Annotated in this window: 21 protein-coding genes; 17 read left to right on the top strand and 4 right to left on the bottom strand. The window is 39.4% G+C overall.

Annotated elements, in window-relative coordinates; all coding sequences use genetic code 11:
- From AVL50_RS10220 to AVL50_RS10205, 4 genes are all read right to left on the bottom strand, one after another.
- A partial coding sequence (locus tag AVL50_RS10220; protein WP_216639033.1) for a hypothetical protein occupies positions 1–336 on the bottom strand: 336 nt, incomplete at its 3' end.
- A gap of 99 nt (positions 337–435) precedes the next feature.
- The gene (locus AVL50_RS10215) at positions 436–999 is read right to left on the bottom strand and encodes a phage protein Gp36 family protein (RefSeq protein ID WP_062616404.1); all 564 of its coding nucleotides are present in this window, start codon (positions 997–999) and stop codon (positions 436–438) included.
- Positions 999–2,543, bottom strand: coding sequence for a hypothetical protein (locus AVL50_RS10210; protein WP_062616403.1), 1,545 nt, complete (start codon positions 2,541–2,543; stop codon positions 999–1,001). The genes AVL50_RS10215 and AVL50_RS10210 overlap by 1 nt, the downstream gene beginning before the upstream one ends.
- Positions 2,540–3,004 (bottom strand): hypothetical protein, encoded by a 465-nt coding sequence (locus AVL50_RS10205; protein WP_062616402.1) that lies wholly within the window; start codon positions 3,002–3,004, stop codon positions 2,540–2,542. Before AVL50_RS10205 ends, AVL50_RS10210 begins: the two co-directional genes overlap by 4 nt.
- Positions 3,005–3,164: 160 nt before the next feature.
- Here AVL50_RS10205 and AVL50_RS10200 point away from each other — a divergent pair, with 160 nt between their 5' ends.
- The 17 genes from AVL50_RS10200 to AVL50_RS10125 all read left to right on the top strand — a co-directional run bounded on the left by AVL50_RS10200 (position 3,165) and on the right by AVL50_RS10125 (position 13,424).
- Positions 3,165–4,334: a head maturation protease, ClpP-related gene (locus tag AVL50_RS10200; RefSeq protein WP_062616401.1), complete on the top strand. Its 1,170-nt coding sequence runs from the start codon at positions 3,165–3,167 to the stop codon at positions 4,332–4,334.
- A gap of 5 nt (positions 4,335–4,339) precedes the next feature.
- The gene (locus AVL50_RS10195; protein ID WP_062616400.1) at positions 4,340–5,239 is read left to right on the top strand and encodes a hypothetical protein; all 900 of its coding nucleotides are present in this window, start codon (positions 4,340–4,342) and stop codon (positions 5,237–5,239) included.
- Positions 5,240–5,246: 7 nt separating this feature from the next.
- Positions 5,247–5,558: a hypothetical protein gene (locus AVL50_RS10190; protein ID WP_062616399.1), complete on the top strand. Its 312-nt coding sequence runs from the start codon at positions 5,247–5,249 to the stop codon at positions 5,556–5,558.
- 5 nt (positions 5,559–5,563) lie between these two features.
- Positions 5,564–6,820 (top strand): DUF2586 family protein, encoded by a 1,257-nt coding sequence (locus AVL50_RS10185; RefSeq protein WP_062616398.1) that lies wholly within the window; start codon positions 5,564–5,566, stop codon positions 6,818–6,820.
- Entirely contained in the window at positions 6,820–7,242 is a 423-nt protein-coding gene (locus AVL50_RS10180; RefSeq protein WP_062616397.1) for a hypothetical protein, read from the top strand. Before AVL50_RS10185 ends, AVL50_RS10180 begins: the two co-directional genes overlap by 1 nt.
- Positions 7,243–7,244: 2 nt before the next feature.
- The gene (locus AVL50_RS10175) at positions 7,245–7,574 is read left to right on the top strand and encodes a hypothetical protein (RefSeq protein WP_062616396.1); all 330 of its coding nucleotides are present in this window, start codon (positions 7,245–7,247) and stop codon (positions 7,572–7,574) included.
- A gap of 53 nt (positions 7,575–7,627) precedes the next feature.
- Positions 7,628–7,756 carry a hypothetical protein gene (locus AVL50_RS33710; RefSeq protein WP_256366117.1) on the top strand — a complete coding sequence of 43 codons (129 nt, stop codon included), beginning with the start codon at positions 7,628–7,630 and terminating at the stop codon, positions 7,754–7,756.
- 2 nt (positions 7,757–7,758) lie between these two features.
- A complete protein-coding gene (locus AVL50_RS10170) occupies positions 7,759–8,289 on the top strand; it encodes a DUF6046 domain-containing protein (RefSeq protein WP_062616395.1) in 531 nt (176 codons plus the stop codon).
- Positions 8,286–9,254, top strand: coding sequence for a hypothetical protein (locus AVL50_RS10165; RefSeq protein WP_062616394.1), 969 nt, complete (start codon positions 8,286–8,288; stop codon positions 9,252–9,254). The genes AVL50_RS10170 and AVL50_RS10165 overlap by 4 nt, the downstream gene beginning before the upstream one ends.
- Positions 9,254–9,769, top strand: coding sequence for a hypothetical protein (locus tag AVL50_RS10160; protein ID WP_062616393.1), 516 nt, complete (start codon positions 9,254–9,256; stop codon positions 9,767–9,769). The genes AVL50_RS10165 and AVL50_RS10160 overlap by 1 nt, the downstream gene beginning before the upstream one ends.
- A complete protein-coding gene (locus AVL50_RS10155) occupies positions 9,759–10,055 on the top strand; it encodes a hypothetical protein (protein ID WP_062616392.1) in 297 nt (98 codons plus the stop codon). Before AVL50_RS10160 ends, AVL50_RS10155 begins: the two co-directional genes overlap by 11 nt.
- Before the next feature lies 1 nt (position 10,056).
- Positions 10,057–10,344: a hypothetical protein gene (locus AVL50_RS10150; protein WP_062616391.1), complete on the top strand. Its 288-nt coding sequence runs from the start codon at positions 10,057–10,059 to the stop codon at positions 10,342–10,344.
- 5 nt (positions 10,345–10,349) lie between these two features.
- Positions 10,350–10,991, top strand: coding sequence for a hypothetical protein (locus AVL50_RS10145; RefSeq protein ID WP_062616390.1), 642 nt, complete (start codon positions 10,350–10,352; stop codon positions 10,989–10,991).
- A gap of 2 nt (positions 10,992–10,993) precedes the next feature.
- A complete protein-coding gene (locus AVL50_RS10140; RefSeq protein ID WP_062616389.1) occupies positions 10,994–11,407 on the top strand; it encodes a M15 family metallopeptidase in 414 nt (137 codons plus the stop codon).
- A gap of 61 nt (positions 11,408–11,468) precedes the next feature.
- On the top strand, positions 11,469–12,311 hold the full coding sequence (locus tag AVL50_RS10135; RefSeq protein ID WP_062616388.1) for a DNA adenine methylase: 843 nt from the start codon (positions 11,469–11,471) through the stop codon (positions 12,309–12,311).
- The gene (locus AVL50_RS10130) at positions 12,254–13,084 is read left to right on the top strand and encodes a hypothetical protein (RefSeq protein WP_062616387.1); all 831 of its coding nucleotides are present in this window, start codon (positions 12,254–12,256) and stop codon (positions 13,082–13,084) included. Before AVL50_RS10135 ends, AVL50_RS10130 begins: the two co-directional genes overlap by 58 nt.
- Positions 13,077–13,424 carry a hypothetical protein gene (locus AVL50_RS10125; RefSeq protein WP_062616386.1) on the top strand — a complete coding sequence of 116 codons (348 nt, stop codon included), beginning with the start codon at positions 13,077–13,079 and terminating at the stop codon, positions 13,422–13,424. Before AVL50_RS10130 ends, AVL50_RS10125 begins: the two co-directional genes overlap by 8 nt.
- The last annotated feature ends 4 nt before the right edge of the window (positions 13,425–13,428 follow it).

The raw sequence follows: 13,428 nt of genomic DNA, 5'->3' as shown, positions 1-13,428 counted from the left end.
CGCTTCTTCATCTTTTTCACCGTTCCGGGTGATAAAGTATTTTCTTGACAAAGTAGATTCTTCACGCAATTGCACCTGAGCATGAAGGTGAGCATCGAGCATCAACTCCTCATACAAATCAATGAGCGGTTTGATATTTCTGCCGTCAAGAGCTTCCGCTAATTGGAGAGCGTCACGCCATGCTTTAATGTCTTTTCGTGAGCGGTCTCGGTAGCCCTCTTGAATTTTCGCAAAAACCTTCTTCGGATTTGGGGTATTTCCCTTATTCTTGAAAACTCTATAATTTCGCCCGTATGGGCTTTTAGGTCTTTTGTGGTATGATTTATTGTTTTTCATATTATCTCGTAAAATTGAGTCGGTTTAAAACGAAATAGAGGGGTTTTGCATTAAAAGTATTCCTAAGTAAACTTACACCCCCTTACGCACCCCTTGATATTAGTAGCGGTGGCATTCTTTCGGATGTGAACCAAACCGGATCAGTGTACTGTTATCTTCCCCTTCTTCCTTCTCTGGAAGTACAGCTTGTAAAGTACCATCGGCAATACCCATCAACCATTCTATTGCATCGTCATATCGTTGCTTTCGGTGCGTTGGAACATCAGCTACTGCAAAAGCACTGTAGGCATGATATAAAGCAATGTCGATGCAGTACATTTTGATAAGGCTATGACGGGGATCTTTCTGCGTGAAATTTCCAGAAGTGTCAGGATCTTCTCCTGAAACAGTACTAATGCAGGTGTAGGCTTTATATTGGGTCACTTCCTGTTCTTCCTGTTTGAAATAACAGAAGTCTCCTGCTTCGTAATTTTCAGAGGCATCATAAAGAGGTACGTCAAAGAAAATCTGATCCACATCATACCTTACATTAAGGTGTGAAATCATCTGAGCGATTGCAGATTCTTCTGCCTGCTTCAAGCGTTGGTCTTCTGAGTCGTCCAGAAAAGCACGGATTTCTCTTTGAAGCTGTAGATTGTAATCGGATGGTATTATAAAAGTCATTAGAAATCTCTTTTACGGTTATTCTGTCCCAGTCTTGGTGTAAACCTTGAAGAGGCAGTTGATTTATTTAGTTTCGCAATAGCTCCCTGATCCGCATCGGGTGCATCATCAGGAGCACCGGAACCTTCCTCAAAAGCAAGGAGCTGATCAAGGTCGGCTTCGTGGTCAGAGGAATCTTTCAATTTCTTGTTATAGAAAACTTGTCTCCTTTCCCAAAAGGGAGCAATGGCTTCAATACGGGTGAACTTATTTCCTTTTGCAGATTTATCGGCTATGATGGGGATGTAGTACCCTCTGTCATCACCGACTTCATCGAATTCATCAATAAATTCATCCATTGCAAAAAGTCCTTCTATATAATAGAGTACCCCATACTTTTCGAGATTGAGGTCTTCATACAAATCATACAGCCATTCCGCACAATCCTTTCTTGACGCTTGCCGTACAAAGCAGGCAATCTGATGAAAGTGCCTTCCTTTCTTCCCCCAGAGTTTGAGTGCTTTGAAGTCACCGTTTTTCTTGTAACTCAAATCGCCATACAATACCAAAGCGTCATATTGACTTAGGCGGTGCAGTTTGGTGTATTGAATCCATTCCAACTTGAAAATTTTTCCATCTTCAATCGGGTTGTTCATGTATTCCCTTTGAGCGGATCTATAGCCAAGGTCAGTAAACTTCTTCTTCCAGTATTTTTTGGTGTATTTGGCTTTCCAAGTCGGCTCTCCTTTTTTGTCCAGTGCATTTACTTTAAAATGGAAAGAAGTAATTTCCAACCCTTCTTTCTTGGACTTCTTGATTACACTCTTATGGTGCTTGATCATATTGGCAAGAATAGAATTTTTGTGAATTCGATTGTTTGCCATCACAAAACGCTCTCTTCCTTTATCAAAGCAACCCCATAAGCTTTCTTTAATCCAGTTGACCGCTTCTTTAATCAGCTTTGGATTTTTGCAACGCTTTTCTGTATCCAAATCATCGGCACCAATATAATCGGGTCTTTCGGCTCCGTTACGAACACCACGGGGAGATTGTCCCAAACCAAGTGCCATATAGTTCACACCCATTGCATCAGTGAAGTTGCCTTCCGCCCAATCCCCTTGATTGTACTGTTTGCCGTAATCATTGATGAGTCGTTGATTGTACTGCAATTCGGCTTGAATATCTGAAAGAAGTTTAATGGCTTTAGTCTCATTTTCACCGATGAGGAGCATAAACTTCATTTCACCCTTCATCTTCAAGAACAAAGGGATACCCATACATATATGTACTGATTTAGCGGCACCACGGAACCATTCCAGATAATGATAACTGACCGGATGCTTAATAATAGAGTTCGCTGTACGAATATGAAATGGAGCACAAGCACATTTCGCAAACTGAGGAAAGTAATATTCAAACCACTTTCCGTAATGGCTTTCGAGCTCTTCTATTCTTTTCGCTTTCTCTTGAGGGGTTTCATGAATATTGATTGTCGTAGATTTGTGAATCACATCACAATGTTCACGGAACCTTTTGAGAAGCCTTTCTAATTGCTTTTCTGTCATGTTATTTCACCTTCCCCCTTTTGCTGTATATATAAGTATTGGTACTCTGTGATTTTCTTCGCCAAATCAGGATTCATTTGACTAAGGAAAAAATTAAAGTCTTTCAACACCGAAAAAGCAGTATTAGCCGTTATTTTATCTCCAACTTTACTTCTTGAGGTTACCATTTTTGAAATAGAATCCGCTTTCAATGACATCATTTTTGCATCAATCGGATTGCCTTCTGCATCTTTCCCTTCCATAACCTGTAAAATTATCCTATCCATATAGGCTTTGATTTTATGTGGGGAGGCTAATAAAATATCTCTTTGCTTTTTCCATTCACCTTGATTGGCCCACCGGCTAATTGTACGTGATGACGAACCGACTACCTTAGCAATTTCGTCCACTTGTTCTCCTTCCTCTATGTAAAGGCGTTCTGCAATTCTTTTCTTCTTCTCGTCTTTTTCTGCAATAGCCATCTTTTTACTGTTTTGATCTATTTCAAAAGTGGCTTGTTTGGAGGGTTCGACTGACAACTTGTGCGTAATTCACGACAACTTGTGCGAAAAAACGGACAAGTTGGAAAGAAAATAAAGTGATCGACAAACCTTTGGGTATCAAAAGAAAACAAGAAACGTAATGAAGATCATTTCTAAATCAGGTACAAAAGTAAAGGCGAGGCTATCCGGAGATATTTCCGTATGGGGGCGTAACAATGCCATTTCATTCAGTAATCAAATTGATGAACTGGCAGAAGAGTACGAAGAGCTTGAGATTCAAGTACACTGTTATGGAGGTGATGTCATGGAAGGGATTGCGATGTACAATGTATTGAAGCATGCTGATATTAAAGTTACTGCTGTAGTGATCGGTTTAGCGGCTTCGATGGGTACTATCTTTCTTTTGGCTTGCGATAAGGTATATATGTACAAGAACACTTATCAAATGATCCATGAAGCCTTAACAGGTGCATACGGTAATTCCACTACCTTGAAAAAGGTAGCAGAAACCTTAGATAAAATAAGCGGCATACTGTATCAGCACTATAAGGATAAAATGCCCGAGAATAAGCATGCAGAAATTGAAAAGTTCATGGATGGTGAAGATCACTGGTTAACCGCACAGGAATGTAAAGAACTCGGGATAATTGATGGTGTAATCGACAAAGACGGGATCGAAGTACCAACAGCCATGTTGCAAGCTAAATCACAGGAAAAAGAATCATTCAAGCAATACTTTTCTGCGAGTCTTGAGCACAACGGAGAGTCTTCTCCAAAAGAACCTAAAATCAAATCAACAATGAAAGAAGTGTTAATCGCTAAAATCTTAGCGAAGAATTTCGTCGGTGTATCTGCTACAAGTGCGGATGAGCTTGGAGAAGAATTGTTGGCTTTTGCTGAAGCGTCCTCAAAAGAGAGAGACGAGCTGAAAGCAAAGTTAGATCAACTGGAACTCGATCAAGTCGAAAGACAGAAGACGGAGGTGAAGAACTATTTGGATAATGCCGAAAAAACAGGTGCTATTCAAAATTCTCAAAGAGCCTTCTATGAAAATCTTTGCAAAGATGCTGAAGGTTTTGAATCGGTGAAAAATATTCTCGGTTCAGCAACTCCAACACCGCAACGCTCTACTATTACAGGGCAAATGCGAGAAGAGGAAGGAAAAGGTGAGTCTGTGGACAAGTCGAAATGGACGCTACAAGACTATCAAGATAAAGCTCCTAGTGAGCTTGAAAATATGGCGAAAACAGACTGGGAGAAATTTTCCAATCTGTATGAAAAGGAATATGGCGTAAAACCTGAAAAATAAGAATTATGGCAGGCGTATATAAAGAAGTTTGGATTGGTGCTGTAGAAAAGCACATGAGAGCTGATGGTAGTTTCCTTGATGAAATTCCCGATAAATCAAGTATAGTAGGAAACGGAGTAATTCACTTGACAGAGTTAGGTGATGATCCGCAGATTTTGATTGACAACACTGTTTATCCTATTGCTACAGCGAAATCAGATGACGATGATGTGACCATTGTTTTGAAAAAAGTAGAAACAACAAACACGGAAGTAACGGACGATGAGCTCTACGCTATCTCTTACGATAAAATGAAAGAGAAAGCAATGCAACATGGAGACACACTTAGTGAAGGGACTATCGGGTTAGCTTTGCACTCTTTAGCTCCGGGAGCTACAAGTGCTGAGACTCCAGTAATTGAAGCAACAGGAGCAGATGACGGTTCTGGTCGTAATAAACTAACGGTAGCAGATATCAGAACTTTGAAGCTGAAGTTCGATAAGGCAAAAATCCCTAAGAAAGGTCGTGTTTTAGTCTTATGCCCTGAGCATGTAAACGATCTTTTAGAGGTAAATGAGGCATTTGAAAAACAGTATCAAGATGTAAGAGAAGGTGTGATTTTAAAACTTCATGGTTTTAAGATTTACGAGACAACTGAGACTGTGTATTATGCTACAAATAATACAAAGAAGTCTTATGGTTCTGTTCCTATTGCAACAGATAGACTTTCATCTATTGCTTTCTATGCTCCAAAGTGTTTAAAAGCACGTGGTGATGGTGAAGGGAAATCAAAAACAAAGATGTACTACTCAGAGTCAAAAAATGATCCTGAGGGACGTTCGTCTAAAATCGGTTTCCGTACATACTTTGTCTGCATTCCAAAAACAGGCAAATACATCGGAGCTATTGTTTCACCTCAAGCTTAATTAAACCATGAAACCAACAGTAGCACAAAAGAAAACAGCTTTTAACATTATGGAAGCTCATGAAGTAGAAGTTGTTTTCATGAACAAAGACGGGGAGTTTTTTACGAAAAAAAATCTTGCAGAGTTGTCTGTTAAGAAAAAGGCGGATGTGGTGAGACTTTACAAGCCAATTCTTGAAAAGGAATTGAGAGCTTCAAAGCCTAAAGCTACAAAAACCGCAAAGACTACCCCACCAAAGAAAGCGGAAGCAGTTGACGAAGCGAAGTCAGAAGACTCGGAAGAAGCCACTGATTCTGAAACTGAAAACTCTAACGAATAATACTCATGGCAACAAAAGGAGTAATTATCAAAAGTGGCAAGATCGGTGCAAATACATTGGGAGGTTCGGACGCTGTGTCCGCCCTTCTGATGCACGGCATTGCTGTTGCTGCTAAAATTGCATTGGGAGAAGTAAAGACCCTCTTCTCCTTGGACGATGCAGAAGCTCTGGGACTGGATGAACAGTACGACATTGATAATAAGGTCCGTGTCTGGTATCATATCAAAGAGTTTTACCGCATGGTGGAGGCGAAAACGGAACTCTATATTATGCTTGCAGATCAGACTACTGATTTAGCAGATTTACTAGAGGATACAACAGGAGTTCATGCAAAGAAACTACTTTCTGAAGGTGAGGGAAAAATCAAGCAATTAGGTGTTTGTTTCAATCCAGAAGACGGTTATGTCACTGTACCAGTGAATGGCTTGGACACGAAAGTGAGCGAAGCAATTCCAAAAGCACAATTACTTTACGAGTGGTCGCATGGTACTTTCAAGCCTGTTAATATTTTACTCGAAGGTTATCACTTTGGAGGAGATGGAGCATCGGCGGAAGATCTTCGAGATATTACAGGAGTGGAAGCTACTCATGTCAGCTTAGTAATTGGGCAGGATTATGACTATGCAGAAACACTGGATGCACTTGGTAAAAAGCATGGTGCGGTGGGTACTGCTTTAGGTTGTGTCGCAAAGATTCCTGTCAATTTTAATATTGCGGAGGTGGAAACCATGAATCTTACCGATGCAACTCGTGGCGAATGGTTGACACCGGGTATTTCTTCCCATGTCACTTCTAAATCTATAGAGTCGCAATGGGACACGCTGGATGAAAAAGGGTATATTTTCCCTATTAATTATGTGGGAATTGATGGTGCTCGATGGAACGATGATCATACTTGTACGCCAATTGTGGTTGATGCAGATGGTAATATGAATGAGCATTCGATTTCGCTAGGCAGAACAATGAATAAAGCGAAGCGAACGCTTCGTACAGCATTGCTTCCAAAGGTGAAATCAACCCATGCAGTTGATCCATCAACGGGTAAATTGGCAATTCAGACCATCAAATATTTTGAGTCGATTGGCGATCAGGCATTAGGCAGAATGGAAACTGCAAATGAGATTGTAGAAAGTCAAACGGTGGTAGATCCTGAAAGTGATTTACTTACTCCACCAAAGGAATTGAAAGTAGATTTTGCAATGGTTCCTTATGGACATATTGGGCAAATATCGGGTACAATTAACCTTAAACAATCCTTATAATGAGTACAGCAAGAATCAACGGAAAAGCTTATGACAGCTCAGATGTGAATGTCGCAATTCTGGGGCGTCCCATTATTGAGGTGACTGAGGTGTCGTATAATTCAGAGCGTGAGCATCAATTGAATTACCGACTTGGATCGGGTAAACCTTCTAGCTATTCTGAAGGGAAATATAGTTACAGTGCCAGTATCACACTGCTCATGTCTGAGGTAGTAGGTATTGAAAATGCTATGGGTGGTGATAAGGATATTACCAAAATCAAACCCTTTCCAATCACTGTCGCTTACTTGAACGATGACAACGATATTGTGGTAGATGTAATTACTGCAAAGTTTCAATCTCAAGGACGTGAAGTCGATGGAGAAATGGGGTTGTCAAAACAATTTGATCTATTTGTTTTAAATATTGAATACAATAAATAACCATGAAAGAAGAACAAAATCAATCAGTGATTCCAGTACCTTCTCAAGCTCAAATTGAGAGCTGGAAAGCAAAATGGACGGTGTATTCATTTGAAGTAGAGTACCAAGGTGTTGAGCATATTTTTTATGCTAGAAGAATAGACATCGACACTCGATGCAAAGTGGAAACGTATGCCGACAAGCAAATGAAAAAGGCAAGAGAAATCATCTTGAATACCTTGCTGATAGGGAAAGACGTTGTTCGCAGTCATGAGGATTTATTCATCTTAGTGACCGATGAGCTTTTCGAGTTGATCCCGACTTATCCGAAAGCGATAGTGACCAAATTATAGTGGTTCCTGTCCGTGAACAGGATGGGCGGGACGTCATTCGAAAACAGAACGCCATGTTGTCTTACTTTTTCAAAATACCTTTTCCGGAACGATTGCCGGAAGAGGACTACTGGGAAAAAGTACAGCAACTGGAATGGCTTTCTCAGAAAGGGATTTTAGGAGTGGAATATAAAAAAGAGTAACCGTGAAATATAATTTCAACCAACATAATGCACAGTCAACCGCTACTACTCAGAGTATAAAGCAGGTGGCAAAAAAAGCTTCTCAGCTTCAAAAGATAGAAGTGTTTACAGAAGAGTTGGTTGATAATTTAGTATTTGAAGCTTCTGATGGCTCCGAGCGGTTTGAGTTTGTAGAGACTCCTTTGATTGATCCCAGAAGGAAAAAGCATTTCATTACGACACCAATCAACAGTGGAAAACATGAAGTGGTGGAGTTGGTGAATATGAAGTCTTGGGAGATTGCGTTCAAGGGGTTGTTTGTGGATAGTGAAAAACATCACTATCCGCAGGCTATGGTAAGAAGTCTTACAGCTTTCTTTGAAAAGCACAAGACCGTAAAAGCTTATCATCAACGCCTGAGTGTACTGGGCATTTCTGAGATTTTCCTGTATGACCTTAGTTTTACATCTGTACTTGGAAATAATGACTCACAGCAATACGCTCTACTTGCTCGTAGTATTCAATCACCCGAAATTACCTTACTGGAAGCATGAATGTTTATAGCCTTAACTCAAGAATCAAAATAGGCAGACTTCTTTTTGAGTCTGATGTTTTTACGGGTATACATAAAAGTGTTATCAGAAAAAGCGTTGACACGTTTGGTAATTCGGCAACGATAGAAATCCCACGCAACCTTTCATTAGAAGGAAAGCCCGTGGAGGACTATCTTAAGCGTGGTGATAGCGTACTGATTGAACTCGGTTATAACGGTGATTTTCATTTGGAATTTGAAGGGTATGTAAGTGATCTAACGCTGAAATATCCGATCGTGATTGAGTGTGAAGACGAGTCTTACCATCTGAAATCTAAGTTAGCCAACAAGTCATTTTCAAAGGCTTCTGTTGGTGATATTATAGAATATATAGCTCCTTCTTACACGAAGAATTATGTCATTACGGAAGATACTCAAATTGGTAAGTTTAATATCAAAAATGAGACGGGTGTCGATGTTGCCAAAAGGCTGAATGACTATGGGATTTATCTTCATTTCAAAGATAAAGTGTTGCAGGTGACATTCAAATATCCTGAAGGGTTCAACCGCAAAGTATTTGACTTTTCAAAGCATTTAAAGAAAAATGCACTCAAAACTAGAAAAAAGGAAGATACAAAGATTCAAATTAAAGCTGTATCAACTGACCGAAAAACGGGGAAGAAGATTACAGCAATTGCAGGAGATGAGGATGGAGCTGTAAGAGTTTTGAACTATATCGGAAAAAGTAAAAGTGAGCTTCAGGACTTAGCAGACAATGAGTTGGAGAATTGGAAATACGATGGTTTGGAAGGAACACTGACAGGTTTTGGGTATCCAGTTGTGCTAGCGGGTGATCATCTTGAACTGATCCCTACTTCCGACTTTATTGAGCAGTCAGGCGTTTTTGCTGTTCAGAAATCAACGGTGAATTTTGGGTTGCAGGGTTATTCAAGAGTACTGCATTTGGGTTTTCAAATTAAAGAGTAATGCAACGTTTTATTGAAGTTTTAATCCGACTTGTGAAAGAAATTGTAAACAGAGAGATACCTAACACTCATCTGTATCATGCAGATGTGACAGAGGTAAATCTTGAGGCAAAAACCTGTACGGTGGAAACCGATGATGAAGTGATTGAAGATGTAAAATTGGGAGCAGTAGAAGGAACTTTGAATGGCTGTATTGTGATTCCAACGCTTCACTCTACGGTGATAGTCGGTGTAATAGATGGTGATATAAGAACTTCTTGCATTTTGAAATATTCAAGTGTTGAGCAAATTCATTTCCAATCGGGAATTTACACACTCTTGAAAGGGGCTGAAACCGTAAAGCAGTTGGAAATACTGGATAAGAGAATTACAGCAATTGAGCAAGGAATTCAAACTGCCAAAATTGGCGTACAGGATGGAGGATTTAGTTTTAAAACAGATTTAACCGCCTCTTTATCTCAGTCTAAAAGCGATTTAAATAACCTCGAAAATAAAGATTTCACACATGGAATATGATATACTACTTGATGAAGACGGTGACTTACTGATCGTTAATGGAGACTTTGTAATCGGTGAATCTGATGAGCAAAATGTAAGGCTTAACATTGAATCCAATAAAGGAGACTGGAAAGAATTTCCCACGGCTGGTTTTGGTATTGAAAATTATCTCAAGTCAGTACAAAATAAAACCAAGTTTTCTTCTGATTTGGCAAAAGCACTTGATGAAGACGGTTATCAACTGGAGGAGCTGAACCTTGAACAGGGAATTGAAAATTTTGAATTGAATTTTAAACGCAAATAAAATGACAGTAAATGCATTGCAGGACATCGCAAAAGATAAAGAAACCACCTTAGTAGTGAGGTTACTTATTTCAATATTAGTCATCTGTATCATCGCCATTTGCGTGATGGCAAACTTTATTATTAATAGCAATACAATGGTTACAAGTGCTTTGATTCAGCAGTCAGAAACTAACAGAGCTGTTGTAAAATTGCTTGAGGATGATAAGCAAGATGAAAAAGATTTTCAAGACAAATTATTCATTCGGTTAGACGACCTATTCGAAGAAATTCAAAAAAGAAATCCATAATTAAAATGAACTTATTATTAAACAGCTTAAGCTTTGCCAAGCGATATTGGAAAGGAGTAACAATCTTTTTGTTATTAATTGTCTGCAGTATTCTTACGGATGCTTATGATGAAAAATCGAAATCTCTGAAAGAAGTATACAAAGCTTCAAACCTCTTTAAAGCAGGGTTAATTGAGTCTGAAAAGCAATACAACACGGAAGTGAAAAAAGTACAGGCTCTTGATATTTCCTATCAGACTTTGAAAAAACTGCATGAGGACGAGAAATTCAAATGGCTCCAAAAACACGAAAACCTCAAGGCAGATTACCGGAACCTCGAGTCCGCCTATCAGATCGCCCTTAAGGTAAAAGAAAATATTGAGCAGGTTCAGATTTCGGATACAATAATTTACATCCAAAGCGATACTGGAGAGGTCAAACGGGAAGCCCAGACGTTCTATTATGCTGATGCTTACTCCTCCATATCAGGGTTAATTGAAGAGAAATTGGTTAATATCGACTACACTGTGGATGTCCCTCTAGAAGTGGTTGCATACTGGGAACGGTCATGGATTTTAGGGCGGAAAAGGTGGGCAGTAGAAGTGGTAAGTGCTAATGAAAATGTGAGGACTTACGGGGTGAATTCAGTGGTAATAAAAAAACGATAATCATGTTTGTATTCGGTAATAGATCAAAAGAGAGAATGAAAGGTGTTCATTCTCTCTTGATTGAATGTGCGATAAGAGCGCTATCAAAATCAAGAATTGATATGTCAGTCCCTTGGATGGGCGGAGTACGTACTGATCAAGAGCAGAACGCTATCTACAGACAAGGAAATTCACAGTGTGATGGATTTAATAAAAAATCATATCATCAGACGGGTAAGGCATTGGATGTGGTTCCTTACGTTAATCGTAAAATTGACTATAAGCATATCACGGGTTTCAATGAGTTTGCCAGAAGGATGTTTGAGGTCTGGAACGAAATGACCTTGGAGGGTAAAACGAAAGGATGGCGATTGGAATGGGGAGGATTTTGGGGTAATGGATGGGATAAACCCCATTGGCAGATTGTGAAGAACTAGCAAGATTATCCCTATAGAATGTATTACTAAAGATTTATTGAACACTTTAATAATACTACAAATGAAAACACCTATCACATATTATGGTGGGAAGCAGAAACTTGCTTCAAGAATCGTGTCGATGATTACGGCACACAACCTTTATTGCGAGCCTTTCTTTGGAGGTGGAGCTGTCTTTTTTGAGAAAGAAAAAAGTAGCGTTGAGGTCATCAATGATACAAACAGAGAAATGATGAACTTTTACAAGGTGGTGCAACAGGATTTCACTTCACTAGAAAAAGAAATTCAAATCTCACTTCATTCAAGAGATATGTATCGAAAGGCGAGTGTTATCTATAACAATCCTGATATGTTCTCAGAACTGAAAAGAGCTTGGGCGGTTTGGGTACTTTCTTCTCAAGGGTTTGCTTCAAAAATTGACGGCTCATGGGGGTACGATAAAAAGCGAAATACTACCTCCAAAAAAGTGATGAACAAGAGAGATGGTTTTACATTGGATTACGCTATCCGTTTACAGGATGTGCAAATTGAATGCACGGATGCTCTTCGTATAATCACATCACGTGACACTCCGGAATCTTTCTTTTACCTTGATCCTCCTTATTTCAATTCCAATTGCGGGCATTATGATGGTTACACTATCGAGGACTTTGAATTACTCCTTAAGAAACTGGAGAACATCGAAGGTAAATTCCTTTTGTCTAGTTACCCTTCTGATATGTTGGAACAGTACCGCAAACAAAACGGATGGCATCAGATAAAAGTAGAGCAGGAAGTGACCGTTAATAATAAGTCCGGTAAACGGAAAAAGAAAATAGAAGTATTAACCGCTAATTATCCTATACAATGGCAAGAACAAGAAAAGAGATCTACGAACTCCTCGTCGCTGAAAAACAAAAGATAGCAGAGCTTGATTCGCTTACAGATGAGGAAACACTGAAGGAAGCTCTTGCAGACTTGAATAAACCTGCGTCAACTTCAAAGTTTGGGATATGGCGTCTATGGTTATACGTTGTTTCTTATGCCTTATATCTTCAAGAAGTGATTTTTGAACTGCATCAAATAGAAGTCAATAAATTGGTTGATGCTTCTAAAGTGCATACGGCGGAATGGTATGAGGATAAAATCAAACAATATCAGCACGGCGATCCTATCCTTTTACATCAAGAGTCTAAGCAACCCTATTACGAAGTGGAAGATGACAGTAAAAAGGTTGTCAAGTTTGTAGCAGTAACAGGAAGAGGTGTTGCGTTGGTGAAAGTGAAAGGTGAGAATGGAAAACTTCTTGATTCGGAAGCGGAAGGTGTAAAAGCCTACTTAGCCGAAATTCAAGAACCGGGAGCACAAATGGGTGTTGTAAACTTGGAAAGTGATAAACTGATTCTTCACGCTGACCTTTATTATTCCCCAGAGTTTGACAGACTCACGGTTGAATCTAATGTGCAATCTGCTGTTGAAAGTTATATTCAAAACCTGCCCTTCAATGGATCTTTGTTGATTTCTGATCTAGTAGAAAAAGTGAAAGAGGTAGAAGGAGCTGAAGACTTTTATATCACAGTCATGAAGGCAAAGCCTGACATTGGAACGTCTTACGAAGATGTGGAAGCTAGATATTACCCATCGTCGGGTTGGATGGAATTAGATACTTACCAAATAAACGTCATTGCAAATGTTTGAATTAGATTTTAAAATCACAAGTTATCGGACGTTGCCCCCAAAACAACGAAAGAGCAAGTTCATTAATTGGGTGTACTTGTTAGTCCATCATGTGTATACCCTATCAAGAGAATTCTTGATCTTCCGGAATTACGCAAAAGATCAAATTATTTGGGGAAGATCAAAACTGGCTGTGGAAACATTGATTAGAGAACGTTTCAATAATCCTTCAATCAATCTAATTACGCAGATTGTAGAGAAGGTAGAGTTCTTGGTTTTTCCTCCGGAATACAATGCGACTACTCCAATATTAGGTACTCCTGAAACTGCTAAAGCAGTGGTAAGAACGCCCGAAGGTTGATTAT

The sequence above is a fragment of the Flammeovirga sp. SJP92 genome (assembly GCF_001583495.1).
In the GTDB taxonomy this organism is placed as follows: Bacteria; Bacteroidota; Bacteroidia; order Cytophagales; family Flammeovirgaceae; genus Flammeovirga.
This window is presented reverse-complemented; position numbering and strand designations above follow the sequence as displayed.

Excerpts from the sequence above, each read along its gene's own strand:
- AVL50_RS10130 (WP_062616387.1), top strand. The coding sequence starts at position 12,254 with ATGGCAAGAACAAGAAAAGAGATCTACGAACTCCTCGTCGCTGAAAAA.
- AVL50_RS10155 (WP_062616392.1), top strand. The coding sequence starts at position 9,759 with ATGGAATATGATATACTACTTGATGAAGACGGTGACTTACTGATCGTT.
- AVL50_RS10190 (WP_062616399.1), top strand. The coding sequence starts at position 5,247 with ATGAAACCAACAGTAGCACAAAAGAAAACAGCTTTTAACATTATGGAA.
- AVL50_RS10165 (WP_062616394.1), top strand. The coding sequence starts at position 8,286 with ATGAATGTTTATAGCCTTAACTCAAGAATCAAAATAGGCAGACTTCTT.
- AVL50_RS33710 (WP_256366117.1), top strand. The coding sequence starts at position 7,628 with ATGTTGTCTTACTTTTTCAAAATACCTTTTCCGGAACGATTGCCGGAA.
- AVL50_RS10135 (WP_062616388.1), top strand. The coding sequence starts at position 11,469 with ATGAAAACACCTATCACATATTATGGTGGGAAGCAGAAACTTGCTTCA.
- AVL50_RS10185 (WP_062616398.1), top strand. The coding sequence starts at position 5,564 with ATGGCAACAAAAGGAGTAATTATCAAAAGTGGCAAGATCGGTGCAAAT.
- AVL50_RS10140 (WP_062616389.1), top strand. The coding sequence starts at position 10,994 with ATGTTTGTATTCGGTAATAGATCAAAAGAGAGAATGAAAGGTGTTCAT.
- AVL50_RS10180 (WP_062616397.1), top strand. The coding sequence starts at position 6,820 with ATGAGTACAGCAAGAATCAACGGAAAAGCTTATGACAGCTCAGATGTG.
- AVL50_RS10145 (WP_062616390.1), top strand. The coding sequence starts at position 10,350 with ATGAACTTATTATTAAACAGCTTAAGCTTTGCCAAGCGATATTGGAAA.
- AVL50_RS10215 (WP_062616404.1), bottom strand. The coding sequence starts at position 999 with ATGACTTTTATAATACCATCCGATTACAATCTACAGCTTCAAAGAGAA.
- AVL50_RS10210 (WP_062616403.1), bottom strand. The coding sequence starts at position 2,543 with ATGACAGAAAAGCAATTAGAAAGGCTTCTCAAAAGGTTCCGTGAACAT.
- AVL50_RS10160 (WP_062616393.1), top strand. The coding sequence starts at position 9,254 with ATGCAACGTTTTATTGAAGTTTTAATCCGACTTGTGAAAGAAATTGTA.
- AVL50_RS10195 (WP_062616400.1), top strand. The coding sequence starts at position 4,340 with ATGGCAGGCGTATATAAAGAAGTTTGGATTGGTGCTGTAGAAAAGCAC.
- AVL50_RS10205 (WP_062616402.1), bottom strand. The coding sequence starts at position 3,004 with ATGGCTATTGCAGAAAAAGACGAGAAGAAGAAAAGAATTGCAGAACGC.
- AVL50_RS10200 (WP_062616401.1), top strand. The coding sequence starts at position 3,165 with ATGAAGATCATTTCTAAATCAGGTACAAAAGTAAAGGCGAGGCTATCC.
- AVL50_RS10125 (WP_062616386.1), top strand. The coding sequence starts at position 13,077 with ATGTTTGAATTAGATTTTAAAATCACAAGTTATCGGACGTTGCCCCCA.
- AVL50_RS10175 (WP_062616396.1), top strand. The coding sequence starts at position 7,245 with ATGAAAGAAGAACAAAATCAATCAGTGATTCCAGTACCTTCTCAAGCT.
- AVL50_RS10150 (WP_062616391.1), top strand. The coding sequence starts at position 10,057 with ATGACAGTAAATGCATTGCAGGACATCGCAAAAGATAAAGAAACCACC.